The following is a 23852-nucleotide window of genomic DNA, read 5'->3' on the forward strand; positions in this document are numbered from 1 at the left end:
GAGTCGAGCTCAGGTCTCCTGCTCCTCTGGAGGATGAGCCTGCAGCCTGGGGTTTTTCAGGAGCTGACAGCCGAGGCCAGCTTGCGGGTCACGGCGAAGCCCTATTGAAGTGCGTGAAACGGCGGCATCGCCCGAAGCACAGACTGAGAGTGTCCGCTCGATATCGACCGGGGGCGATCGAGGGGCACTTGAGCTCCTCGAGATCAATGACGGTGAGTTCCCCGCGGCATTCCCGGATCAAACGGGCTGGTGCGGGATGACAGCTCAGGATTCATCTGCGTACCCAAGGAGCTCCTCATGTGGCGGCGAATCCTCGCGCCAGTAGGCGTTCGCGCCGTCCGGCTTCGTTCGGTGGCGCGCTGTTGTCAGGACGAGCTCATCCTTCGCCCGCGAGATAGCCACGAAGAACTCGGCCTTTACGTCGGCGTCCTTTTTGCCCCAGAAGAACTGGGGCTCAACGCCGAAAACGATGACCTTCTCGAACTCCATGCCCTTGCATTTGTGCACCGTCAGGATCCGGACGGCATCTTCTTCCGACAGCCGGTCGAGCGCGGCGACCGGCTCACCGTCGACCGCCAGCTCGCGCTTGAACGCACCGGCGGCTTCCTTGATCACGTCATTGAGCCGCGAGCCCTGCTGATACGAAGGCGACAGCGCATTGAGCGCCGGACGCGTTACGAACTTGAGGAACGAGTTGATGAGCGGCTTCCACGAGGCGTAGTCCGACGCGCCAAACCCGGTAGCGCGCACGGTCTGCCGTGCTCCACGCAGGATCGTTCGGAGCTTGCTGTCCAGGACGCCGTCAGCTTCTTCGATTCCGCCGCGCGTCACCACGCGCACCAATTCCGAGTACGCCTCGGGACGGCCGTCATCCGTAACGACCCGAAGGAAGTTGAAGATGAGGGCGGCAGCGGGCTCGGCGGTCAGATCCTGGGACTGCTGCTCGTTGCGGTACGGGATGCCAGCAGCGGTGAGACGCTCCCCCAAGACGCTCGTGATGAGGTGCGGCTGTTGCCGAGCCAGCACCGTGATCTCCCGGGTCGGCACTCCTTCGTCGAGCCACTCGCCGATCATCTCAGTGACCGCAGCTGCTTCTTCCTCGTCGGTGTCGAAGCGGAGCACTTTCAGGATGCCTTCTTCGCCTTCGAGGTCTTCGTCCGGGCTCGCGGCGGACGGGTCCATCTCCAAGATCATGCGGTTCTGCATCCGGCGCAGCCGAGGCTTGGATCGGAAGTTCTGATAGAGCTGCAGATCAGTCGCATCGAAGTCTTCGGCGAAGGTCGCCATGACACCTTCGAGTGCATCCGCGAAGCCCATGATGCGCTGCTTGGTGTCACCGACACCGATGAGGTGCACGCCGGTGCCTGCGAAGGCCTCTTTCAAGAAGGCGTACTGCGCCGTCGTTGCATCCTGAAACTCATCCATGAAGACGTGGCTGTACGTCTGCCGCAACGCGCCGCGTGCGTAGTCGTTCTTCTCGAGGATCTCTAGCGCGAGGGGCACGAGGTCATCGAAGGTGATCTGTTGGTTCTGGATGCGTGTGCGGGCATCGATCCGGTAGTCCGGGTTCAGCGCGTTCTGGCCTGTGAGGGCCGGACGGTAGTTGTCGATGAGGCGTTTGGCAAATGCGTGGAAGGTGAAGCTGTCGAAGCGGGCGGCGTACTGAGACCCGGAGCGTAGGCGAACGCGGGACTGCAGGTTGCGGGCGGCGTCGACCTTGAATGAGATTGCCAGGATGCGCTTCGGGTACGGGCTCGCTCCCGTGCGAAAGAGGAAGTCGGCGCGCTGGGCGAGAAGCTCTGTCTTGCCTGCGCCAGGGCCAGCGGTCACGACGACGTTCGCGTTGGTGTCGCGAACTGCTTTCAGAGCGTTCGGCTCGAGCTCCAGCCCGCCGACCGGTGTCCAGTCCTCTGGCTGAATCACTCGGGAAGCGCCTCGAGTTTGGCCTGCACGTCCGCGACCAAGCGTTGCAAGACTTCGGGTAGTTCCGCCAGGAGTGCCTCGTTAGTCAGCGCCGCCATCGCCTTGAGGTGCGACGCGGGCTTGCTCTTGAGATCGAACAAGCGGTGGTAGTCATCGAAGAGCTCGAAGGCATCCTCGGGCAGGTGGTCCTCGTTCGCGTGAGACTTGCCGAGCACAGCGGCGACTGTCTTCTCGTCGGGCGTTCCAACCGACTCCGCCCCGTATGCGTCGGGGAAGGCCTCGAGCATCATCAGGTCGAGGTCTACCGGGTGCGAGAAGTAGGCGCCCTTCTGCTCCAGCGCATAGATCGGGCCGTGACCGTCCGTGAAGCTCACGTCGTTGTAGACGGGGAAATCGACGACGTCGTCCCACTTCGAAAGCCCGTCAATCTGGGCGTCCGTGAAGTTACCGGGGTTGAGTTTGTTGTACTGCTTAAGCGCGTTGCTCACGCGGCCCCAGCCTCCTTGGTACCGGCCGGAATCCAGATCAAGCAGGGTGACGTGCGGGATCTCCAGTTCGTTCAATAGGCGCCAGAAGTGATTGACGTGGCGCCCACCCAGCGGGACAACGGAGACTGACGCGTCATCTTCCGCAACGCCAGCCGCAGCGAGTACGCGCGGTAGCACGATTTGCTCGCTATCGCCCTCACCGAGAACGACCAAGCGCGAGAAGTAGAGCTCCGGGAACGCCAATACCGCCTCGCGAACGTACTTCGCCGTTTCGTCGTTCTTGGCCGGTAGGACGATCCGACGCACCTGAGACTGACGATCACCGTCAAGACGGAGGAAACAGATGGCCTCGGGATTGACGCGGCGCAGCAGGGCAGGTGAGTGGGTTGCAATCAGGGCCTGCGAGTCTCCATGCTCCGCAGCCTTGCGGAGCTGCCGGACGATGCGACCGAGGTATTGCGGAGCAAGGCTGTTCTCTGGTTCCTCCAGCGCGATGATGGTGTGCACCGGCGGTCGGAGTCGGTGCTGATCGAAGGCAGTCTCCGTGCCGTTCAGCACCTCCCGCGCGAGCGACTGCCAGGCGAGCACGAGCGAAATGTAGAGCAAGGACTTCTGGCCATCGCTGAGCCGATCGAACGGCAGCGACGAACCGGCCGGAGACGGCGCGAACGAGACCGTCAGCTGACGCAGCACACTCTCCAGGTCGCCACTGCCGAACGCGATTGAAGGGTCGGTGAAGAAGGCGCCGGAGTGAAGCCCAGACCATTCCCCCGCAAGCTGCACGCCGATGCTTTTGACCGCTGCGTTCCCTGCAAGCGAGTCGGTGAGATCCTTCGACAGCGTGTCGAGCGTGGTGCGCTCCGCTGCCCAGTCGGCAGCGCGCAGCGCCCGTCCGACGAGCGAAGCGGTGGTGTAGGCGATGTGCTCAGCGGGATCGCGGCGCGCAGGCAGGTAGTGCACTTCGATGTTGGCGCGATCAAATCGGGACATATCAGCGCGCTGCGAAGGCGCCCCATCGATGTCAGCTTCGAGGATGTACTGGAGCTTCTCCTCGATGACATTGTCCGGAGCGATCGTGGCGGTAAGTCGGACGCGGATCCGAGGTACTCCGTCTTCAGTTGCGATGCGCATGTGCGCGAAGTTCGGCGGGACAGTCGGATGGTCGCCGTCCTCGCCCGATTCCGGGACCTCGATGTCGACTTCGATCCAGAGCTCGGGCCCATCTGCGTGCACCTCAGCAGCGGTGCGACCGGCGGCGATGTGGAAGTCGGAGTGTCGGATCTTGCGCTGCGTAGGTAGCGGGCTAAACAGTCGCGACAGCGCCTCGAGCACCGCCGTCTTGCCGGCGCCGTTCGGGCCAAGCACGTAGGTGACATCTCGCAGTACGATCGTGGTCGGCGTCGGACCGAACGACTGGAAGCCGGAAATCCGGAGGTGAGTGAGCTGCATCAGACGTCCTCGTCTCTCTGCACGCGCGTGGAGGGTCCTAGAACCAAGCGGGCAGCGGGTTAGTGCGGAAGCGCTTCATCCGGATGATCACGTCGAGCGCATAAATGGCGTTTCGCTCATTCTCCTTTGTGCCCTCCATGGTGAGGCAACGAACACGCCGTTCTCGCTCCGAGATGAGTCGAAAGCGCACGACCCACCGGAGCAGCTATCTCAGCTCGCCTTCCCGAACGCCTGCTCCAGGAACTCGGCGGTAGCTGGGTTCACGGTTTCGTTGCGGCGGATGTAGTGCTCCCTGGTGATCGCGGGGTCGCTGTGGCCGAGGAGCTCGGAGGCGAGCTGGAGTCCACCGATGTCGTTGATCGCGGTGGCAGCGGTGCGACGGAACCGGTGCGGGGTGACGTCCTCGATACCGGCTTGCTCCATGACGTCACGGAGCTGGCGGCGCACGTTGTTCGTCGTATGTGGTGTCCCGACACGAGTGGCGAATAGCAAAGTCTCCGGGCCGACGAAACGCAGGCTGCGGACCCGAGCACGGACTGCGCGCAGCGCGAACCCCGGGAGCGCGACACGACGGACCGATCGTGCGGTCTTCGGGTGATCCTGTCGATGTGTAGGTTCGCCCTTGCGGCTGACGATCGTCCCCGCAATACGGACCATCGGTACGGGTGCGTCGAGGTCGAGGTCGGTGAGGCGAATCGCGAGGACTTCGCCAATGCGGGCGGATGTGCCAAGCATGGCCTCGACGATCTGGCCGAGCTGCCCGTCGGGGCGGGGTCCGGCGAGGATGGGCCGCTTCTCCCAGTCGCGGATCGCGGTACGGATCGACGTGATCTCGTCCCAGGTGAACACGTCGGGGCTGCGGGTGGGCCTGCGCAGGCGTGAGACGTGGTCCATCGGGTTGCGTGGCAGAATTTCGTGCCGGACGGCGAGTCCGAGGGCGAGGCGAAGAACGACGCGGGCTTGGCGGGCACGGTTGTAACTCTGCTTCGCGAGTTGCTTGAGGAAGTAGTCGCAACGGGCCACGCCAATTTCACGGAGTGTGACGTTCTGAAAGTACGGAAGGACGAGGGTGCGCATGTTCCGCTCGTACAGCAACCGGGTCGTTCGGGAGAGCCGGTCTTCGAGGTCCATGTCATCGAGCCAGTAGGAAACGAGCGAGGGAAAGGAACTGTCGGCACTCATCCCGGAAAACCCCGGATGGAAAAGATCTCGTTCAGCGAGCTTCTTCTTCAACGCCCGGACAGCAGCGGGGCGCGTGTCCGCGGTGGTCTGAACATGGCGGCTCTTGCGGTCCCAGTCCCGGTAGCGGGTCCGCGCGACGTAACGGCTTCCGTTCGTCTGGGCGGTGGTGATCGCGCCGAAAGTACCTATTGGAGTGCGCGGTCTAACCACCAGCCACCGCCGTCACTGTCGTCGTTCCCGAATGGTGCGGGGGATCGAGCTCGCTGGGAAGTTGTATTGCGTGCATCCGTCAAGTCTGGGCTGCTCCCCCGGGCCGTTGCGAAACTGGGATGCTGGCAGACGGACACGCGCATCGTTCTTGTAACCGCGATCGCGAGGAGTACGAGGCTCCACGGTCCGAAGCGGAGGAAGTTGACTACGTTCCACGGGGCGAGGCAGAGCCAATTGCTCTAGTCCGGCTCGAGGAGTCCTCGCGCTAAAGTCGTCCGTCGACGGCGCTAATCCCTCGATCGCCAGTGCACGGCGGACGGACGAGCTCATCGCGATGGAGGAGGGAAGGACGGCGGGAGCTACTGTCGAGAGCGAATCGAGACGGCCGCCCGCCCGCGTGACGAGCGGCCACAATGTCAGACCTATATGAGAACATCTCGCCATGACTGAACTTGCGTACATGGTCCGTGAAGACTGGGGCCAGCACGGAACCGCCATGGTGTCGCAGAGCGCCGTGATTCGTGAGTGGCTTGGTGAAGCGCCCTATCTCTTCGCTGTGACAGATGTGAAGAAGTTCAGCTATGACGACCGGAGCGCCGATGTTGAAGCGGCCGAGTTTATTGCCCCCGCAGCAGGTGATCGCAAGGTCTTCAGCATCAGCGAGCTTTCCCGGCTCGATCGCGAGGACAAGGTCATAGACCATACCGCCGTTGTGTTGCATCCGTTCGAGCAGCGTGAGCTTGAGACCGTGCGCCGCGCTGTGGAAGCGGACTTGGTGGGAAGGTTGTTCGTCTTAATCTGGTCTCGACACGACATGGTGCGGATCTGGCTCGACGGGCTCGGGGCGACGAACCTGCACGCGGGCGAGAGCGTCGCGCCTGCCGATTCCCTAATGCTGGCTGCCGCCGAGATGATGCGGAACGAGGATTACAACGGGCTCAGTTCCAGTCGCGGTAAGGATGCTGTCGTGCAGCTCATTCGTGCGTTCGCAGCCGAAGGGTATCCGGTGGAGCCCGCCCCCTGGCTGCGCGCCTATTTCGCGGTTGGTGGTAGCTTCCGCCACGCCGAGTCGATCGAAAAGCTTGTCAAGGAGATGAAGGCCGGCACGCGGCATCGGGTGAAGCCGCGCTACCGTGACAACATCGTCGAGATCATCCGCGAGCAGGTCACCGCGAAGCGATAGCTTCGCCATGAGTAGACCATCACCGCCAAATCTGACCGTATGGGCGGTCGACGTTGAGGAAGCAGGAGCGATTCACCAATGGCGCTAACTCTCGGACCGCTGCTGCTCGACGCGGGAATCGACCCAGCTCGGGCTCTCGTGATTCGCCATGCCTTTGCGCAGGAGTCTGAGGAGAGCGGCCTGACGGGACTTCACGCGGACTCGACGCATGCGGAGATTCTCGAATACACGCGCAACCAATCCGCGGACACGAAGCGATTCCCGGCCGTACCGCCGGGCATGTGGGTGGTCTTCATCAAGGAAGGCGGCGACCAGGCGCGACTTTGGTCGGTCGTCGAGAACCGCAGTGAAATCGCGAACAATGGGATCATCCGAACGTTCGACGTGGTTGAGTCCGAGTTAATGGCGGACCTGCGAAACCGGCTAGTGATCGGGTGGCGATCCCCCCGCACCTGGCGAATTAACGCGACCACCGCAGCGAGCTATCCCGTCGTAGGAATTGCAGATGCCGAGCCGATCCCCTTCCCAGGTTTCGACCGGCTCGTCCTGAGTCATGCGCGGCTGCAAGCGGTGATGCGTGAGCACCGCTACGCGTCGTGGCGTACGGCGTTGGCTTCGGTCGTCGGCATATACCTCATCACCGACACTGACGACGGGCGTCACTATGTCGGCAAGGCGGATGGTGCAGAGAGCATTCGTCAGCGCTGGAACGCGTACGCGACGAACGGTCACGGAGGGAACGTCGAACTACGCAGGCTGGACCCGTCCAGCTTCCGGTTCTCGCTGCTGCGCGTGTTCGACCCGTCGACGCCCACTCGGGACATCGATGCGGCTGAAAGTCACTTCAAGGACGCTCTCGACAGTCGCCGACACGGCTTGAACCGAAACTAGGCATCACGTCCAACCGAACCGGCCCAGCTAGCTATCGCCGCCGCGGGGCTCCTCGTCAGCGGCCAAATTATCCGGGATCAACTCCGAATATTCCTCACGGATGAATGCCAGGCCCTCGGCGAGCGAGGGGTCGAACTCGAGAGAGCTGGTCACGAAGTCCAAGCGTCTCTTGTTCTCATCGATGATGTCTCGCCAGCGGCGCACGTACGCTCGCACGGTCGGACGGCCGGGCTTTTTGTCGGGTTCGAAGACCAGTCCAAGTTCGCGGTCGGATCCGATGATCGAGTTGTCCATGACACTGTCGTAGTCGGTGACCACGAGGATGACTTCCCAAACCGAGCGGTCGCTCGCGAACGCGGCGTTGTCGGCGACGACGTTGATGTAGTCCTCGATCTGGTTCCGCTCGGTGCGTCCAGCAGTGATGCCCGGCGCCTTCAGTTCGATCACGAGATGACGGATTCGGTCGTGTTCCTTTGCCTTGACGGCGAGGTGGAGATCTATTCGTCCACTCTTGCCGTCCCATCGTTTGACGGGCTCGGCTTTGCCTGTCGGCAAGCCTTCGAGCTTGAGGTGCGTCCGCAGCATCTGTGTGAGCCCTCGCTCACTGTTCATGAAGTGGTATTCCTCGCCGAAGATCCAGAGCTCGTGCTCGAGAATCTTGTGGAGGTGGTCGCGTTCGCCAACCTTCTTCGAGTCGTCTGGGTCGAAGAGCAGGTGCTCGAGCCCGGCGAGAAATTTCGTGCGACTTGTCACGAGGTTGGCGGCTCGGATCACACCTGCGAGCGTTGTCTCGCTGAGCAGCTTGGTGAGTGCCTGTCGATCTTGCTCGGTGAGGGCGACGAACTCGCTGACCAGCAGGGCCAAGTTCTCCGGATCAGTCTTCAACGCATCGCGAAGAAGGTTCAGGGTCAGCTGTGCTCCGTCTTTCCGCTTCGGGATCTGCGGCACGAGGGCACTAGACACGATGTCGAAGACAGCTCGCTCGGCCTTGTCGGCTTCAGTCGTAGGCTCCGCCTCGTACGGGTAGATACCCTTCGACTTCCACTCGTCGATTTGATCCCGACGGCGCGAACGACGCCGAGACGCGAAGTGCTCGCGGACCGCAGTCTTGGTGGCACGCCAAACGGCGCCGGCCGGGTCTGGAGCCATCTCGCCGAGTCCGAGCTCCGACAGCGAGTCGACGTCGAAGCCGTTCCAAGTGACGTAGGCCGAGTAGGCCGTCTGGCTCTCGAGTTCGGCTCCCGACATTTCGACGACGAATCGCTCCGCGTCCTCACCGAAGTAGATCGCGCGATGCTTGCCCGTGCGCCATTCGATGATGCGGATTGAGAGCGCAGCGTCCTGGATGACGTCGAGGCCCACTTCGACAGTGGTGTCATCCAAGATCTCGTCGCTCGGGTTGAGCTTCGAGCCGTCGAAGATCACCGTCAGCGAGTCGTCGTTGAGAAGCACTGGGGCGAAGTGAGACGTGAGCGTCGCGAGGGTCGTGTCGCTGAGGAGGGAGTTGAGGCTGCGGTCCTGTTCGTTCAGAGCTGTCACGACCGTGCCGGTCGTCGCCTCGGTCGAAGGTGAAGCTTCCCAACTGAAGGGCTCTGCCCGCTCCTTGGCACCCTCGATGACGACACGTTCTCTCTCGCCGGTCGTGTTGACGCTCTCGCTCGCCCACGTCACCCGTGAGCCGAGCGCGAAGGCGCGCAGGCGACCCTCGCCCAGCTTCCCGTGCAGGCCGCGCTTGTCGTTCTTGGAGCGGCTGGCGAGCGCCTTCCATGACCCGCCAATACGCCCGAACGTGGCTTGCACCTCGTCCGACGTGATTCCGTGACCGTCGTCCTCGACGGTCACACGCTCGATGGCGTCCATATCGGTTCGCGCCAACTGCACTCGAATAGTGTCGGCCTCGGCGTCGATGGCGTTCCACACAAGCTCGACGACCGCGCGAACGGGATCGCGCTCGCGCGCGAGGCGCGTGACTAGATCGCCGCCTGCTGACAGTGGAAGGTCCCTCACCAGACTCACTGTAGGGCCAACGCTCATGCTGAGCCCGTCGACTCAGTCAGTGAAGGGCGGCTCATCGCCCCACATACCGGAGGCGCCGCGATTTCCTGCACCACTGCCTCCGCGGTTCGCCGATACCGACGGGCTCGCGATCCTCGAGGAGTGCGTGGAGCGATAGACAATGCGCTCCCCCACGATCGTGCCCGCGTAGCGTCCCGAAGGGTCGAATACGTAGTCGCCCTTGATTTTGCCCACGTATGTTCCCGAGCGCGCAAACAACTTGTCACCGCTACGTCGAAGCGGACGGCCATTCTTCGTGTATAGGTCTGCCACGGGATCATTGTGCCCGGGACCTCCGACATTGGCCGACGAAGTGGGGAGTCTCGGTGCCACTAACCGAGGAGCAGAAGGAAGCCCGGGCCGCAAAGCGTCGGATGACGGCTGCGCTGAAGGAGGAAGCGCGAGCGAACGCCTCATCCCCCGTCAGCTCGCTACGAACGGCGCTCTCCATGAGGGCGCGCGGCACCCGGCCGGTAACCTCCTCGCCAGCCAACGCGAGAGCTGCATCGAAGAACGCCAAGCGCTCGGGCGGAGTCGCGCGTGCCTGCGGTACGGCGTCGAGCGAACCAGCTTGCTCCGAAACGGTCGGTAGTGATTTTCGGAACGTGAGAGGTTTCGGCACGGCGTGTCGACGTCGCCGCGCTGTGGACTTGATCGGTAAGTGGCGGTGTTCTGTGATCGCTCATTGGCGTGGTCGGGCGCGAAACCGTCTCGCATCCCATGGCTTTCGAGACGGATAGGTTACGAGACATGTGACCGACACTGTGAATCGCAGCGCTAGATGGCCGCGTTTTCACAGCACTATTTGGCACGCCGACACCTTGGCGGATCGCACCCAGATTGGGTTTACCCGATTCGGATAAACCCGGCTAGACCTCATAAGGCTGATTGGAATCGTGCCCGTAGGCCGATCCTTCAACGGGCACTTGGTTCTGCCCAGCTCCGTTGATGCCCGTATGACCACCGTCTTACGGGCGGTCGGATCGACAAAAAGCATCGTGAAATACGGGACAACGGTCCTACGCCTTTGCTGCTCAGAAATATGGTCGGCCGTCATGCCGCCCTTTTCGTTCTCCGGTCAGATTCAGGTTTCGATCCGGGATGTCTGAAGGGACATAGTGTCGTCATCCGATAGCGGAGTGCAGCTATGCCGGTCCGAGCGGGAATATGCACGTTACGGATGCGCCGGTGCTCGGTTGTTCGATAGTGACTGTACCGCGGTGGCGCTGGACGATTTCCGCGACTATTGCCAATCCGAGTCCGTAGTGGCGTGTGGTGCTGTCGACGTTCCGGCTGCTGACGAAGCGGTCAAAGGCTGTCGACGCGACCTCTGATGAGAATCCCGGCCCGTCGTCCGTCACGCGTACGATTGCATTCCCGTTCGACGCCGAGACGGTGACCGTCACCGCGGTGCGGGCGTGGTCAAGCGCGTTGGTCGACAGGGCGATCACCAGGCGCAGCAGAGCGGCGCGCGACCCGGGGATGATGATGGGTTCCGGGTCGCCCGCGCGGGCGAGGGAGATGCCACGCCGTCCTGCGTCGTCGCGGAGAAGCCCGACCGCATTCTCGGCGACAGTCACGAGGTCAACCGGGGTCGGTTCGACCACGGTTCGCGGGTCGGCGGCGATCAGGAGGTCTTCGAGAATCTCGGTGAGCGTCCGGGTATCGGTGACGATCTCGTCGACGGAGGCGGTGACGTCTGCGGGGAGCTCATCGCCGCCTCGGCGTTTCAATAATTGCGCCCGCGTGCTCAACAGGGTCAGTGGTGTGCGGAGTTCGTGGCTGGCGTCGGCGACGAAGCGGCGCTGCAGGGCGAGCGCCTCGGCCAGGGGCTGATGGCGCGGCGGGCCATCAGTAGGCGGTGGCGAAGGCGAGCATGGCCGCGACGAGCCCGCCAGCGATCAGCGCGGTCGCGAGCCGGCCCAGCTCTTCGGAGCTCTCGTGCAGGTCGAGCGCGACCTGGACGAACCGGTCGTGGCTGCGGTCCCCGGTGGCCGAGGTGGTGAGGAGGAGGTAGTCGCGCCCGTCGACAGAGCGCTGCTCCTGCACGTCTTCGCCGCCGGCCGCTACCGACTGGATGGCCGCGGTGTCGAGCAATCCCTCCGGTAGGTCATCGGAGGAGATGAGTTGGCCCCCGGTGCGCGTGTCGACCAGGGAGAGGTAGGTGCCGCTCGGCGCATCCTGGGGCGAGTCGAGCCGAGTGGCCGCGACAAGTGCCCGCTGGTTCGATTCGGTCACGCTCGTGCTGACGATCAGGTAGACGAGCGTGCCGACGATCGCCAGGATGATTAACAGGAGGGCGGTGAATTGTGCGGTGAGCCGCAGCGACGCGCCTCTCAGGTCGTCGCCCATGCGCAGCGCTCTCACGGCAGCGGCCCGAGCCGGTACCCGATACCGCGAACCGTCTTGACGCTGTCGCGGCCGAGCTTCTTTCGCAGGTAGTGCACGTAGGTATCGACCACGCCGGGGTCGTCGGCGTCGGGGAACACGCTCGCGAGCAGGCTGTTCCGTTCGAACACCTGGTTCGGCCGGCGGGCGAGCCGTTCGAGAAGCTGCGACTCGCGCTCTGAGAGGGTCACGTTCTCGCCCTCTCGCGTCGTCACGGTACGACTCGCCGTATCGAGCGACCCGCTCACTAGTGCCAGAACCGGCACTGTGCTGCTGTGTCGGCGGAGTAGGGCGCGGATGCGGGCGAGCAGCTCGTCGATGTCGAAGGGTTTGGCGAGGTAGTCCTCCGCGCCCCGGTCGAGGCCCTCTACGCGGTCGGCCGGGTTGCCGAGCGCCGAGAGCACGAGGGCTGGGGTCAGGATGCCGCGGCTCCGGAGACGGGTCAGCACGTCCAGCCCCTCCATCACCGGCAGCCCCCGGTCGAGCACGAGGGCATCGAACTCGTGCGTCAGGCCTTCGTGCAGGGCGCGCTGGCCGTCTCGGGCGAGCACGGTGTCGTAGCCCTCGGCTGCGAGCAGCTGCTCGAGCATCTGTGCCAGGCGCGCGTCGTCTTCGACGAGCAGAATACGTGCGCGCTCCGGCATGCTCGAAGTATAGGGAGAAGAGGGCGCGATGGTCATGCCGGCGTGAGCCCCTGGGCGCTATGCAGCCCTGGTGTCGCAGTGAGGTGCCCCGCGTAGTCGACGGTGATCGCCTCGATGTCGAAGCGGTTGAGCAGGTCCGGGCAGCGCTCGGGCCCGCCCGCGACGAGGGCGGTGGCGAGCACATCCGCGGTGACGATGTCGCCGGCGAGCACGGTCACCTGTCGGTAGCGCTGCAGCGCGCGGGGGTCGCCGGTGCGCCAGATGTGCTCGCCCCGCTCGGCGGTGCCCGAGGTGGCCAGGGCGATGCGCCTGCCGACGAGCTCGACGGCGCAGAGCAGCGCGCCCCGGTCATCGGGGTCGACGACGCCGGCGCGCCAGGGCAGGCCTTCGAGAGTGCCCCGGGTGAGGATGTCGCCGCCGGTCACGAGCATCCAGTCGGCTTCGCCGGACGAGTCGAGAACCCGTGCCGCCGCTTCCATAGCCTTCGCCTTGACGGTGCCAGAGAGGTCGATCACGCCGTCGGGGCGGTGGGGTGTGAATGCGCCGTCGGTGCTGCGCGACCAGTCAAGGGCCTCAGCGTACGCCTCGCGCAGCTCAGCACCGGTCCGGGTCAACGGCAGCTCCCCGCGGGCCACTCGGCTGATCTCGGAGTCGGGCCGATAGAGACTGAACCGCTCGTCGAAGGCGCGGAACGCCCCCTCGACCCCGTCGAGAACGGATACTGGGGCGGTCGCGCCGGCGAAGCGCAGACTCACCGTCGTGCCCATTGTGTCGAACACGTGCATGCCCACGGTTAGAGTCCGGCCTGGTCGAGGGCCGACTGGAGCGAGCTGAGGTAGGCGTCGCTGGTGTAGGTGGCGCCCGAGACGCCCTGCACATTCGCCGACTGCGCCGCCAGTACCTCTTGGCGCAGCACCGGCGCGGCCCGGTTGCTGATCGACACCGAGCGCTGATCTTTGTCGGTGAGCTGTAGCGCGGTGACATCGGTGATGCTGCCGTTCGCGACGGTGACTTGCACCTGCACGGCGCCGAAACGGGTCTGCACGGAGGTGCCGGTGAACGTGCCCGACGCGCCGTCCGATGCCGGGGCTGCGGCACACTCGCTGCCGTTGGTGGCGGTTGGGGTGGGCGCCGGGGTGGCTGCCGCGGATGGCGTTGATCCGCCGCGCGGAGTCGCGGTCGTGGTGGGATCCGACGTCACGGAGCTGGCCGTCGTGGGGGCCGCCGCATCGGGAGCCGTCGAGGTCTGGCCCTGGGTGCCGAGCTGCCACCCCACGGTTAGCACGGCCGCCGACGACAGGATGCTGAGGGCCAGTGCGCGCGCCCTCACCAGTCGAACCTCTCGACGTGGATCTGGTCCTCGGGCAGCCCGGCCGCCCGGGCGTCGCGGATTACCAGATCGGCCCACGATTGCGGCCCGCACACGTAAAGGTCGGAGTTCAGCAGCTCAGGGAAAACCGTACCGATCGTGACCCCGTGGGCGAGTGACTCGGCTGACATCCAGGTGGCGAGGCCATGGGGTCGCGGGCCCATCATCGAGAAGACCGTATTGCCGCGCATGCTGCGGAGGGCGCCGACCTCGTTCCACAGGAAGCTCTGCGAGGGTCGCTGCCGCGCAGCAGCACGGTGGCCTCGCCGGGGCGCAGCGTCGAGTGCTCGAGCATCGAGCGGATCGGCGTGATGCCGATACCCGCCGCGACCACGGACAGCTTCGGGGCCACCCGGTGCGCCTCGGTGAACACGCCGTAGGGGCCCTCGATCGACACCCGGGTGCCGGGGCGCACACGGGAGATCGCCGCGCTGCCGCTGCCGAGGTCGCGCACAGTGAGGCGCGCCGACGACGCCGTAGGAACCGCCGAGAAGGAGATCGGATGGGCGTGCCACCAGGTGGTGCTCGTCCAGAACCGCCAGATCGCGTACTGCCCGCCTGTCGTCTGCAGGCGGTCAAGGTCCCGCCCGGTGAGGTGGATCGAGACGACGCCGGGGGCGACCTGCTCGACACCGGTGACCCGGATTCCGTGGCGGGCACTGCGCAGCGCGGGCACCGCGAAGCGGAACATGGCGATGGCGCCAAACGCAAGGACGTATAGCGCGATCCAATAGACCCGCTGCACGGTGCCGTCGGCGAGCACGCCGCCGGCGCTCAGCTGATGCGGCAGCGCCACGAACACGGCCGCGTAGCTCAGCAGGTGGATGAGGTGCCAGACCTCGTATGAGAAGCGCCGCCGCACCGCGACGACCGAGGTGACCACGACGGTGATGAGCAGTCCCAGCCCGAGGTAGGCGAGCGCCATGTCTGGGCCCTGGAACAGGCTGATGGTCTCGGTGACGACGTTCGACCCGTCGGCCATCGCGGAGCCGACGGTGAGCAGCGCACCGTGGGCGAGGATCAGGTACAGCGCGGGCTTGCCGAGCTGCCGGTGGAACGCCATCGCGGTGTCCTGCCCGACCACCCGGTCGATCGCCGGGATCCGAGCGGCGAGCACGAGCATCACCAGGATGAGATCGGTGCCGACCAGGCCGGTCACGATGCCCGCGGCGGTCAGTGCGGTACCGAGGTCGCTGACGGTGTTCAGGCCGCCGTAGGCGAGCCACAAGGTCACGGCGGCGGCGACCGATGCCCAGACGAGGGCGATCATCGCGTCGGCCGTGCGCATCCGTCGCCGGCCGCGGATGCGCCGGGTGCGGTCGACCGGGTCGATTGTGCGGCGGGTGCGCACGGGGACGGTGGGTGCCGTTCTGAGAGTCATCGTGTTCTCGATTCGGGTGAGTGTCTTCTACCCTCCCTACAATCGTCCTGAATTCTTCCAGATTTCTTAGCCGAAATTCCCCGGGTCGCTTAGCCTCACCAACGTTGAAGTGCCGGGACATCGGTGCTTGAGTGAGCGCATGTCGACCGATGGATACACCGAACCCCCGCTACACGCCAACGAACCTCACCGGGGAGGCATCGCGCAGCGCCTCAACTGGCTGCGCGCCGGCGTACTGGGGGCCAACGACGGTATCGTCTCGGTGGCGGCGATCGTCGTGGGCGTCGCCGGAGCCACGAGCTCGACCGGTCCCATCCTCACCGCGGGCGTGGCGGGCTTGGTCGGCGGCGCAATCTCGATGGCGCTCGGGGAGTATGTGTCAGTCAGCAGCCAGAGCGACAGCGAGAAGGCCCTCATCGCGAAAGAGCGCGCCGAGCTGCGCGACATGCCCGCCGAGGAGCTCGACGAGCTCACAGCCCTGTACCGAGCCAAGGGCCTGAGCGAGAGCACTGCTAGCCAGGTGGCCATTGAGCTCACCGAGCACGACGCCCTAGCGGCGCACCTCTCGATCGAACTCAACATCGACCAAGACGATGTGGTGAGCCCCTGGCATGCGGCGGCGTCGTCGGCGGCGGCTTTCACCATCGGGGCAATCCTGCCAATGCTCGCCATCCTGCTTCCCCCGGCGGACTGGCGCATCCCCGTGACCTTCGTCGCCGTTCTCCTGGCTCTCGCGGTCACCGGCACGCTGTCGGCTACAATCGGCGGCAGCTCACGGCTGCGGGCCACGCTGCGAGTCGTCATCGGAGGAGCGCTGGCACTCGCGGCGACCTACGGGGTGGGGGTGCTCCTAGGAGCATCCGGAGTCGTCTGACTCCTCGGCCGTGAGGTATCGACGGGGCGTGACGGGTAAGCCCCGTCCGCGGCTCATGGCCGCTTCAAAGAATTCTGGAAGAATTCTTGCCCAGCCTTGAATCATGTTCGACACATTCTTTGGGCTTCCCCTGCATCCGTTCATCGTGCACGCGACAGAGGTGATCGTTCCGCTTGCTGCGGTCCTCGTCGTCTTGACGGCAGTCTGGCCCCGATGCCGTCGGTGGGCGGGATATCTGCCGCTCGGCGCCTCGCTGGTCGCGCTCGTTCTCGTTCCCCTCTCAACACAATCGGGCGAGCGACTCGAGGCTCGTGTTGGTGAGAACGATCTCATCGAAACTCACGCCAACCTGGCCGACGGACTCTTACCCTGGGTCATCGGTCTCGTCGTCGTAGCGGCCGCGCTGCTGTGGTGGAACATCCGGGAGAAGCGCGCGCGGCTCACAGCATCCGAGGAGGTTAAACCGTCGGTAGCTTCACGGCCTGGCCCCCGGTGGGCGCCAATCGTGCTGCTCGTTCTCGCCCTAGTGGTCTCGGGAGGAACGACCGTGCAAGCCATTCTCATCGGCCACAGCGGCGCCGCGGCTGTCTGGACCGAAGACATGAGCACGCCGACATCGGGAGGCGATGAATCAGACTGAGGTACCACGGCCTCGGACACAGAAAACCCGTCAGAATTGGTGCCCGATAGACGGTCGGTCACCGCGCGGCCCAAAGGCCAAATGGCGGCCACGCTGTGAATGCCGTCAAAAAGTGGCGGTGTTATCGCGCCGGTAAGTGTCAGCTCCGAGCTGGGGCGAGCTGACCGATGGGTACTGTCTCCTGACCCGAGGGAGGGCGGTTCCGTGGTGGGCTGCCGTAGGCTCCGAGCCATGCATTTGATCGCGTTGGGATGTCTGGCTATGGGCGTGGCGAGCGCGATTATTGGGGCAATGATCGGTGCCGACACCGTGTTCCTCTACATGTTTGTTGCGTTCTTCTGCGCGTCCGTCGCTGGTCAGTTGGCGCATCGGGTTCGCTCAGGACGGCTCTGGCCGGCTATCCCGTGGCGTGAGGTCGTCACCCTGAACTTGGCTACGCTCATGACGTTCGGGGCTTTCTATCTGGCGCTGGTTTGGATCCCTGCTTCCCTCGTTGCAGGGATCGAAGCGGCGTTTGCACCCTTAATCACACTGTTCATCGGCCTACGAGTTCGCAGGCGGGTTCCGGCGCTCACCTGGGTGCTTGCACTCGGTGTTCTCGCATGCTCGATTGCGTTCGGTGCGGCTCAGAATCAGGCCCTGGCCATCCCGGGACCTCAATACATCACGGGAGTAGCCCTGGCGCTGACAGCCGGGGCAGGGATGGCGGTCCTCGCCTTGGTTTCTCATCGGCTCGGGAAGCGTGGCGTGAGTGCGGCGAGCATCCTAGCCGTGCGCTATCACTTGGCCTACGTGGTCGCGCTTCTCCTGGCCCTTCGGGAGAACCCACTCAAAGTTGGTCTTCCAGACCTTCTGGGGTCGCTGGTTTGGATGGTCCCTCTCGGGATCGCGGCGGTTGTGCTGCCGCTCTTTCTCATCCAGTCGGGAATGATGCGCACGGACCCAACGTTGACGACGGTGATGATGGCCGGGCTGCCCGCTATCAGCTTCCTCACCGAGGCCATCCTCTTGGGCTCACGCACGACGGTCGCGTCATGGGCACTGTTGGTGTTGTTGGTCGCGCTCATCGGCACGTACGGGGTCATAGATGTGAGGCGCACTCAACCGCGCCTGTAGGAATTACGGTCGTCGTCGACAGAGCGCGCTGAGACTGGCGCCTAGGTTGCAGGGCCAGAGAGCGCACCGTAGACGAGGTCGATGACGATGTCCGGGTCGAGGGCCGCAGTGCATGGATGTTCACTCACTACTTCGGTTAGGAGTGCCGCTGCGGACGCGCGTCGATCTGCGATGAATCGGTCCCGGAGGGCGGTGGCAAGCTCGGGATCATGCTGGCTCGCCGCAACGAGGGCGACGAAGGGCCTGCGTGCGTTCGGCTCGTTCATCAATGCAGCGACTCGGTGCACCTGGGTGCGGAAGCGCTCTAACGCTGAACCGCTGGACGGGGCCCGGAGCTTCTGGCTGGTGTTCTTGCTCACTCCTGCTCGGATGGCGATCTGGTCGACGGTGAGCGCGGGAAGTCCCCCATCCGTCAGCAGTTCGCGGGCGGCACTCGCGTCAGCCTCGTGCAGTTCGACGTCACACAGTCCGACGAGGTGCAGGCCGGCGTCGACCACGCGGTGTCCTTATTCGGCGGGGTGGATGTGGTTGTCAACAGCGCGGAGCGCGGGTCCTTCGGTTCATCGGAGGAGACGCCGGATGCTGAGGTGAGAGAGCTGTTTGAGGTCAACTTCTTCGGCTCGCTTAACGTGATCCGCGCGGTCCTGCCAGTGTTGCGCCACCAGCGAGGCGGTCACGTGGCGCAGATCTCGTCGTTGGCTAGGGTTGCACCGCCTGCACCTGGCCTGGCGTCCTACTCCGCGTCGAAGTTCGCCGTTGAGGGGTTTGCGGAGGTGCTCGCGAAGGAGGTCGCGCATCTCGGTATCGGCGTGACGATCGTCGAGCCTGGCGACTTCCGTACGGGCTTCGGTGGTGCGCTGCGCGTGACCCCACCGGCGTTGCCGGACTATGCGGCGAGTGTCGGACGACCGGCGCAGGCGTTTGCGCAGATGGAACCGGCCGCCCTGGGCGATCCGGACAGGGCGGCGGTCGCGATCGTGGATGCGATCACCAGCGGTGACGCTCCGCTTCGCCTGCCGCTAGGAAAGGATGCGATCGACGGCATCGGATCCAAGCTCCGCGGCCAGCTTTCCGACCTGCAGGTTTGGGCCGCAGCATGTCGTCACATGTCGTCGTAGTGGGTCGACCGGCCATCGACCGCATGTCAGCGCAGGTCGTACCCCTCGTCCCGAGAGGCGAGAGGCGAGAACGGCCCGTCAGCCGCCATCCGGCGCGACGGCATGTCGGCGACGGTGCAACCGGACGCATCGTCCCTTAAGACTCGTGGACTCTGTCGGGCATGGCATACCGCATGACGAGGATTGCCGAAGACTTTTCGGCAATACCCCGGTACAAGTGAGGGCGATCGCCCTCGAAGCGATGGCTCTCGGTCGATCGGAGGTGCACGGTGTCGCCCTCGACGCCCACTTCGACGTGGCCGGTGATTACGGTCAGGACCTCGACGACGCCCGGAGCGTGGGAAAGCGAGTGACGTGTCTCCTGACTGATCGTCAATCGGTAGACCTCGACGAGCGCGGCGGCGTCGGCCCACCGATCAACGAGCAGCGCGTCGACGCTCTGGCCCGACGCGTGAATAGCGTCGGGTGCCCCCCGGCCAGGTGCATCGTCATCGACAAGCAGCTTGCTCAGGGGCAGGCCCAGACATGTTGCGATGGCGAACAAAGTGTCCAATGTGGGGTTCCTGAGCCCACGTTCGAGCTCTGACAGCGTGCCCTTGCCGAGACCCGTGGCGGACGCCAGCGAGCCGAGCGAGATTCGACGCGCGACGCGCGTGCTGCGGATGCGGGCGCCGACGGCCGCGGCCATCGTCTGACTCGCGCCACCGGGGCTGGGCTCTTGCGCTGAGGGCACGATCCGAGTGTACTGTTCCACAAACAGAACGAAGGAGTCACCGTGCCGGTAAGCCGACTACAGCACATCCCTGGGATCGGCGTGGATGTCATGGGGGACCGAGCGGATGCGTCGGCCGACGGCTCGTTGCTCCGACTAGAGAATCTCGACACCGACATCCGCCCCCCAGCCATCTCGCTGTCGCGCACGATCGAGGCCATTGGAGAGGACAGCGCCAATAGCTACTTGCCATTTCAAGGGGCGGTCGGCCTGCGGGTAGCGGCGGCTGCACACGTCGGACGCGCCGCGGGCCGCTCCTACGAGCCGACCACAGAGTGCGTCGTCACGGCAGGAGGCCTCAACGGCGTCCTCAACACGCTGCTCGCCGTCGTGGAACCGGGCGACGAGGTCGTGATCGTCGATCCCATCTACGCCGGCCTCATCAACCGCATCCGACTCGCTGGGGCGTCCCGCGCTTCGTGCCCCTTGAAGCGACAAGCATCGGCTGGCGGCTCGACCCCGAGCGCCTGGCAGCAGCAGTCACCGACCGGACGGCTGCAGTTCTCATGATGTCGCCCGCGATGCCGACCGGTTCGGTGCTCGGCCGCGCCCACTGGGTCGCGCTGGCTCGAGCACTCGACCGATCCCGAGCGTGGCTCATTTACGACGCCGCAATGGAGCGCATTCGCTTCGACGATGCAGAGCACGTGCACCCCGCACGAGTGCCGGGACTCGCGCACCGCACAATCACGGTCGGCGCGGCGTCGAAAGAGCTGCGGATGATCGGATGGCGCATCGGCTGGGTAGTTGGCCCTGCCGAGATCGTCCACGACGTTAACCTCGTCGGGCTTAGCAACGTCGTGTGCCCCGTGGGAATTGCCCAGGAGGCCGTCGCCGCAGCCCTCACCGCACCGACGGCCGATGCCGACATGGCCCGCGCAACCTCGATCTGGAAGCGCCGAAGAGATCTGATCCTGCAGGAGCTCGACGGCTACGCAGTCATCCCACCCGACGGCGGGTGGTCCATGCTCATCGACGTCACCGCCCTCGATCTCTCCGCGGACACGGCAGTCAACCGCCTCTTCACGCGCGGTCGCATCGCAGCCACGCCCATGACGGGCTGGGGGCCCGCGGGCGAACGCTACGTGCGATTCGTGTTCGCCAATGAACCCATCGAGCGCCTCGGAGATCTCCGCACCCGCGTCGACGCGGCATGGGTGCGATGACCGCGCTCGCTCGAGTGCCCGGCCAGCTGCCCGCGTTCCCCGGCGCCATCACCCGCGCGGGCGTGATCTACGCCTCCGGCTGCGTCGACCCGGATGCGCTCCGAGGCGAATCGCGCGACGCTGAGCAGCAAGCGACGTGCGCCCTTCGGGTGTTGCTAACGACGATCCAGCAGGCCGGCGGTGATGCCGGCACGGTCCTCAGGGTCCAGGCTTTTCTCTCATCCAGCGTGGGCCTTGCCGCATGGGCGCAGGCGTTCGAAGCATGCTGGCCAGGCGCAGCTCCCACCAGGACGACCCACATCACCAACCTCGCGCTTCCCAGCCTCATGATTGAAGTCCAAGCCATCGCCGCCATCCACGAACCCTCCGATGGTTCAGAGCGGCTGACTAGACGAGGGCGCTTCGTGCACAGGATCCCACCTGTCGGTCCGGACCAGATCATCAGCGGCGACCGCTTGCGTGGCGCTGCATGACCGAACGAGTGTTCCGTTACAGAACCTGGCGGTTGCCATGGAGCAGCACCTGTCGAGCAGCGCCCGCAGGGTGCGCGATGCTCTCACAGCTTCGGCGGGTCGGAAGGGACCAGCATGTGACAAGACGCTTGGTACCGCCGCGTTGTTGCGCCCGCTGGCGACGCACCAGATCGCACCGCTCTAGGCGAGGACTCTGGAGAATCCGAGCCCCGAGGCTTTGCCTAGTCAGAGCCCAATCGGCTCCCTGAGCGACTCCGCGCTGAAGTCGTTCGCGTCGGATGCGGCCTCCTGCAGCAGATCGAGAAACTGGTAAAGGACGGCTGGTTCGAAGGTGGGGCGCGTTGCGACGAAGATCTCTCGGTAGAGCTCTTGCGACCGGGGCACGTCGATGATGCTGATCCGCTCGCCGCGCTGCAGTCCTGCGCGCACTACGGTCGCCGGGAGCAAGCTGACCGCCAATCCACTCGACACCAAGGTCATCGAGCAGTTCGGATCGGAGGTCTCAAACGAGATCCGAGGGTCGAAGCCCTGACCTTCCGCCCATTGCAGCAGCAGCCGCCGGTCACCGAGCGTCCGGTCGCCGATCGACCAGTCGCTCGCCTGGCAGTCGACGAACGAACGCCGCTCGGCGCTGCACGCGACGACCAGCATCGACTCTCGGGCGACCACTCGCGTGGAGAGCGCCTCGGACGGACGGGGGTCGTCGGTCTTGAGGTAGCGGTATCCCAGCAGCATGTCGAGGGCGCCCGAGTGGATAAGCGGCAACGCATCCGGCGTCTCCATCTCGCGCATCGATAGCGTCGGCAGCAGCCCCTCGAGGCGAAGTGCGTCCAGCACCTGGGGCAGTAAGTATTGGATCGCGGTCGCGTACGTGCCTAAGATCAACGTCGGCGCGTCGAGCTGCCCGACGGCGCGGGTGACGTCGCCAAACTCCGCGTGGGCCTGCAGCAGCGGCTTCGCCGCAGCATGGACAGCACGCCCCGCAGCGGTGAGCGCGATCCGGCTGCCAGGCTTCCTGACGAGCAATTGCGTGCCCAGCTGTCCCTCCAGGCCTTTGATTTGCTGGGTCACCGCCGATGCGACATAGCCGAGCTCAGCGGCCGCGGCCGCCATCGAGCCGTGCTCGACGACGGCGACATACGTACGAATCACCTTCGGGTCCCAGGATGGGTTCATCACACGTGAACTCTACCTTCTCGAAAGATCGCGGTGCGGTTACGTGTGCACGACCCAGGATGGAGTGGCAGACCTCTCCCGGGGAGGTGCGAGCGCCAGACGACGCAGCGATGAGGAGCACTCCGATGACCACGGACTCACCCACCTACGACATCGAACGACTGCGAGCGCAGTTCCCATCGCTCGATGCCGGCACCGCCTACTTCGACAGCCCCGGGGGAACCCAGACCCCAGCCAGCGTCGGCGAAGCCCTTCGGGCCACCCTCTCCCGCCCCCTCTCGAACCGCGGACACGTCACGGGGGCAGAGCGCAACGCATCTGCGATCGTCGCGAGCGCACGAGCAGCTATGGGCGACTTTCTCAACGTCGCCGACGACGCGGTCATCTTCGGTCGGAGCGCGACGTCGCTGACGTTCGACCTCGCGCGAACGATCTCGCGATCGTGGGGGCCATCCGACGAGGTCATCGTCACTCGACTCGATCACAACGCGAACGTGGCGCCGTGGCTACTGGCAGCCCGCACATCCGGAGCCATGGTGCGTTGGGTGGACTTCGACCCGTCGTCGGCCGAGCTCGACACCGCCGCGGTGGAGGCGCAGCTCTCGAGCAGCACACGCCTCGTGGCGATCACCGCCGCCTCGAACGTCGTCGGCACGCAACCGGACATCCCGGCGATCGCGAGGGCAGCACACGCGGTCGGAGCACTGGTGTTCGTCGACGGCGTGCATTACGCAGCGCACGCCGTCGTCGACGTCCAGGCGCTCGGAGCCGACTTCTTCACGTGCTCGCCGTACAAGTTCCTCGGCCCCCACCTCGGCGTCGTCGCTGGCCGACCCGAGATCCTCGAGCAGCTGTCGCCCGACAAGCTGCTTGTCTCACCCGACACCATCCCTGAGCGCTTCGAGCTCGGCACGCTGCCCTACGAGCTGCTGAGCGGCTGCACGGCGGCCGTTGACTTCCTGGCGCAGATCGCCCCCAGGGGCGAGACCCGTCGCAAGCAGCTTGAGGCATCGATGAGCGCCATCCACCGCCACGAGTCTGCGCTTCGCGTCGCGCTCGAGGAAGGGCTGCACGCCATGCCGCAGCTGACGATCCACTCTCGCGCTGCGCGCCGCACGCCCACCCTCCTCGTCTCACTGGCCGACGGTCGGGCGCGAGCTATGGCCGAGTTCCTCGCCGCGCAGGACATCAACGCGCCGGCCGGTCACTTCTACGCCGTCGACGCCTCGCGTCGGCTGGGCCTCGGGGACGACGGGGGCCTGAGGATCGGCCTCGCGCCCTACAACCATCGCGGAGACGTCGACCGCCTGCTCAACGCCGCGGCCGACTTCCTCACTGCCGCCTGACCGATCCG

Annotated in this window: 22 protein-coding genes and 1 pseudogene; 9 read left to right on the forward strand and 14 right to left on the reverse strand. The window is 65.2% G+C overall.

Annotated elements, in window-relative coordinates; translation table 11 throughout:
- Positions 1–264 precede the first annotated feature (264 nt).
- The 3 genes from K1X59_RS12455 to K1X59_RS12465 form a co-directional block, all read right to left on the reverse strand.
- A complete protein-coding gene (locus K1X59_RS12455) occupies positions 265–1923 on the reverse strand; it encodes a UvrD-helicase domain-containing protein (RefSeq protein ID WP_183150328.1) in 1659 nt (552 codons plus the stop codon).
- Complete coding sequence (locus K1X59_RS12460; protein ID WP_183150329.1) at positions 1920–3860, reverse strand: ATP-dependent endonuclease; 1941 nt, start codon at positions 3858–3860, stop codon at positions 1920–1922. Before K1X59_RS12460 ends, K1X59_RS12455 begins: the two co-directional genes overlap by 4 nt.
- A 210-nt stretch (positions 3861–4070) precedes the next feature.
- The gene (locus K1X59_RS12465; protein WP_183150330.1) at positions 4071–5252 is read right to left on the reverse strand and encodes a tyrosine-type recombinase/integrase; all 1182 of its coding nucleotides are present in this window, start codon (positions 5250–5252) and stop codon (positions 4071–4073) included.
- Between the two features lie 442 nt (positions 5253–5694).
- On the opposite strand from K1X59_RS12465, the gene K1X59_RS12470 reads away from it, so the two are divergent.
- Positions 5695–6435, forward strand: a complete 741-nt coding sequence (locus K1X59_RS12470; RefSeq protein ID WP_183150331.1) for a hypothetical protein — start codon at positions 5695–5697, stop codon at positions 6433–6435.
- Between the two features lie 78 nt (positions 6436–6513).
- Positions 6514–7326, forward strand: a complete 813-nt coding sequence (locus tag K1X59_RS12475; RefSeq protein WP_183150332.1) for a GIY-YIG nuclease family protein — start codon at positions 6514–6516, stop codon at positions 7324–7326.
- Positions 7327–7353: 27 nt separating this feature from the next.
- Here the strand turns inward: K1X59_RS12475 and K1X59_RS12480 are convergent, their stop codons facing one another.
- From K1X59_RS12480 to K1X59_RS12510, 8 genes are all read right to left on the reverse strand, one after another.
- Positions 7354–9333, reverse strand: a complete 1980-nt coding sequence (locus tag K1X59_RS12480; RefSeq protein WP_244631986.1) for an ATP-binding protein — start codon at positions 9331–9333, stop codon at positions 7354–7356.
- A gap of 1193 nt (positions 9334–10526) precedes the next feature.
- Positions 10527–11279 (reverse strand): HAMP domain-containing sensor histidine kinase, encoded by a 753-nt coding sequence (locus K1X59_RS12485; protein ID WP_309491656.1) that lies wholly within the window; start codon positions 11277–11279, stop codon positions 10527–10529.
- Complete coding sequence (locus tag K1X59_RS12490) at positions 11233–11733, reverse strand: hypothetical protein (protein WP_220173446.1); 501 nt, start codon at positions 11731–11733, stop codon at positions 11233–11235. The genes K1X59_RS12485 and K1X59_RS12490 overlap by 47 nt, the downstream gene beginning before the upstream one ends.
- A gap of 11 nt (positions 11734–11744) precedes the next feature.
- Entirely contained in the window at positions 11745–12413 is a 669-nt protein-coding gene (locus K1X59_RS12495; protein ID WP_196383411.1) for a response regulator transcription factor, read from the reverse strand.
- A 32-nt stretch (positions 12414–12445) separates the two neighbouring features.
- A complete protein-coding gene (locus K1X59_RS12500; protein ID WP_196383412.1) occupies positions 12446–13198 on the reverse strand; it encodes an FAD:protein FMN transferase in 753 nt (250 codons plus the stop codon).
- An 8-nt stretch (positions 13199–13206) separates the two neighbouring features.
- Positions 13207–13743 carry an FMN-binding protein gene (locus K1X59_RS12505; protein ID WP_220173447.1) on the reverse strand — a complete coding sequence of 179 codons (537 nt, stop codon included), beginning with the start codon at positions 13741–13743 and terminating at the stop codon, positions 13207–13209.
- On the reverse strand, positions 13740–13949 hold the full coding sequence (locus K1X59_RS21505; RefSeq protein WP_258566834.1) for a hypothetical protein: 210 nt from the start codon (positions 13947–13949) through the stop codon (positions 13740–13742). The genes K1X59_RS12505 and K1X59_RS21505 overlap by 4 nt, the downstream gene beginning before the upstream one ends.
- Positions 13946–15163 carry a ferric reductase-like transmembrane domain-containing protein gene (locus tag K1X59_RS12510; protein WP_258566835.1) on the reverse strand — a complete coding sequence of 406 codons (1218 nt, stop codon included), beginning with the start codon at positions 15161–15163 and terminating at the stop codon, positions 13946–13948. The genes K1X59_RS21505 and K1X59_RS12510 overlap by 4 nt, the downstream gene beginning before the upstream one ends.
- Before the next feature lie 139 nt (positions 15164–15302).
- Between K1X59_RS12510 and K1X59_RS12515 the strand changes: the two genes are divergently transcribed.
- The 3 genes from K1X59_RS12515 to K1X59_RS12525 all read left to right on the forward strand — a co-directional run bounded on the left by K1X59_RS12515 (position 15303) and on the right by K1X59_RS12525 (position 17793).
- A complete protein-coding gene (locus K1X59_RS12515; RefSeq protein WP_183150338.1) occupies positions 15303–16037 on the forward strand; it encodes a VIT family protein in 735 nt (244 codons plus the stop codon).
- 103 nt (positions 16038–16140) lie between these two features.
- On the forward strand, positions 16141–16677 hold the full coding sequence (locus tag K1X59_RS12520) for a DUF2231 domain-containing protein (RefSeq protein ID WP_183150339.1): 537 nt from the start codon (positions 16141–16143) through the stop codon (positions 16675–16677).
- 231 nt (positions 16678–16908) lie between these two features.
- Positions 16909–17793 (forward strand): DMT family transporter, encoded by an 885-nt coding sequence (locus K1X59_RS12525; RefSeq protein WP_183150340.1) that lies wholly within the window; start codon positions 16909–16911, stop codon positions 17791–17793.
- Between the two features lie 41 nt (positions 17794–17834).
- On the opposite strand, the gene K1X59_RS12530 is transcribed toward K1X59_RS12525, so the two are convergent.
- Entirely contained in the window at positions 17835–18290 is a 456-nt protein-coding gene (locus K1X59_RS12530) for a TetR/AcrR family transcriptional regulator (RefSeq protein ID WP_183150341.1), read from the reverse strand.
- Between K1X59_RS12530 and K1X59_RS12535 the strand changes: the two genes are divergently transcribed.
- Complete coding sequence (locus K1X59_RS12535; protein ID WP_183150342.1) at positions 18240–18911, forward strand: SDR family NAD(P)-dependent oxidoreductase; 672 nt, start codon at positions 18240–18242, stop codon at positions 18909–18911. The genes K1X59_RS12530 and K1X59_RS12535 overlap by 51 nt on opposite strands.
- A 136-nt stretch (positions 18912–19047) precedes the next feature.
- On the opposite strand, the gene K1X59_RS12540 is transcribed toward K1X59_RS12535, so the two are convergent.
- The gene (locus tag K1X59_RS12540; RefSeq protein ID WP_183150343.1) at positions 19048–19599 is read right to left on the reverse strand and encodes a helix-turn-helix domain-containing protein; all 552 of its coding nucleotides are present in this window, start codon (positions 19597–19599) and stop codon (positions 19048–19050) included.
- A 135-nt stretch (positions 19600–19734) separates the two neighbouring features.
- Between K1X59_RS12540 and K1X59_RS12550 the strand changes: the two are divergent.
- Positions 19735–20849: pseudogene (locus K1X59_RS12550) on the forward strand (pyridoxal phosphate-dependent aminotransferase).
- Entirely contained in the window at positions 20846–21322 is a 477-nt protein-coding gene (locus K1X59_RS12555; RefSeq protein ID WP_183150345.1) for a RidA family protein, read from the forward strand. The pseudogene K1X59_RS12550 and the gene K1X59_RS12555 overlap by 4 nt, the downstream one beginning before the upstream one ends.
- Before the next feature lie 225 nt (positions 21323–21547).
- Here the strand turns inward: K1X59_RS12555 and K1X59_RS12560 are convergent, their stop codons facing one another.
- Complete coding sequence (locus tag K1X59_RS12560) at positions 21548–22498, reverse strand: LysR family transcriptional regulator (protein WP_244632596.1); 951 nt, start codon at positions 22496–22498, stop codon at positions 21548–21550.
- A 125-nt stretch (positions 22499–22623) separates the two neighbouring features.
- Here K1X59_RS12560 and K1X59_RS12565 point away from each other — a divergent pair, with 125 nt between their 5' ends.
- Positions 22624–23844 carry a cysteine desulfurase-like protein gene (locus tag K1X59_RS12565; RefSeq protein ID WP_183150347.1) on the forward strand — a complete coding sequence of 407 codons (1221 nt, stop codon included), beginning with the start codon at positions 22624–22626 and terminating at the stop codon, positions 23842–23844.
- Positions 23845–23852 lie beyond the last annotated feature (8 nt).

Origin of the sequence: Microbacterium sp. Se5.02b (genome assembly GCF_019464375.1) — a bacterium.
Taxonomy (GTDB): domain Bacteria; phylum Actinomycetota; class Actinomycetes; order Actinomycetales; family Microbacteriaceae; genus Microbacterium.

What these genes read in the sequence shown, in the direction of transcription:
- K1X59_RS12560 (WP_244632596.1), bottom strand. Translation starts at nt 22,498, where the DNA reads ATGAACCCATCCTGGGACCCGAAGGTGATTCGTACGTATGTCGCCGTC.
- K1X59_RS12460 (WP_183150329.1), bottom strand. Translation starts at nt 3,860, where the DNA reads ATGCAGCTCACTCACCTCCGGATTTCCGGCTTCCAGTCGTTCGGTCCG.
- K1X59_RS12515 (WP_183150338.1), top strand. Translation starts at nt 15,303, where the DNA reads ATGTCGACCGATGGATACACCGAACCCCCGCTACACGCCAACGAACCT.
- K1X59_RS12470 (WP_183150331.1), top strand. Translation starts at nt 5,695, where the DNA reads ATGACTGAACTTGCGTACATGGTCCGTGAAGACTGGGGCCAGCACGGA.
- K1X59_RS12500 (WP_196383412.1), bottom strand. Translation starts at nt 13,198, where the DNA reads ATGCACGTGTTCGACACAATGGGCACGACGGTGAGTCTGCGCTTCGCC.
- K1X59_RS12540 (WP_183150343.1), bottom strand. Translation starts at nt 19,599, where the DNA reads ATGGCCGCGGCCGTCGGCGCCCGCATCCGCAGCACGCGCGTCGCGCGT.
- K1X59_RS12520 (WP_183150339.1), top strand. Translation starts at nt 16,141, where the DNA reads ATGTTCGACACATTCTTTGGGCTTCCCCTGCATCCGTTCATCGTGCAC.
- K1X59_RS12475 (WP_183150332.1), top strand. Translation starts at nt 6,514, where the DNA reads ATGGCGCTAACTCTCGGACCGCTGCTGCTCGACGCGGGAATCGACCCA.
- K1X59_RS12565 (WP_183150347.1), top strand. Translation starts at nt 22,624, where the DNA reads ATGACCACGGACTCACCCACCTACGACATCGAACGACTGCGAGCGCAG.
- K1X59_RS12555 (WP_183150345.1), top strand. Translation starts at nt 20,846, where the DNA reads ATGACCGCGCTCGCTCGAGTGCCCGGCCAGCTGCCCGCGTTCCCCGGC.
- K1X59_RS12510 (WP_258566835.1), bottom strand. Translation starts at nt 15,163, where the DNA reads ATGACTCTCAGAACGGCACCCACCGTCCCCGTGCGCACCCGCCGCACA.
- K1X59_RS21505 (WP_258566834.1), bottom strand. Translation starts at nt 13,949, where the DNA reads ATGATGGGCCCGCGACCCCATGGCCTCGCCACCTGGATGTCAGCCGAG.
- K1X59_RS12495 (WP_196383411.1), bottom strand. Translation starts at nt 12,413, where the DNA reads ATGCCGGAGCGCGCACGTATTCTGCTCGTCGAAGACGACGCGCGCCTG.
- K1X59_RS12525 (WP_183150340.1), top strand. Translation starts at nt 16,909, where the DNA reads ATGCATTTGATCGCGTTGGGATGTCTGGCTATGGGCGTGGCGAGCGCG.
- K1X59_RS12490 (WP_220173446.1), bottom strand. Translation starts at nt 11,733, where the DNA reads ATGGGCGACGACCTGAGAGGCGCGTCGCTGCGGCTCACCGCACAATTC.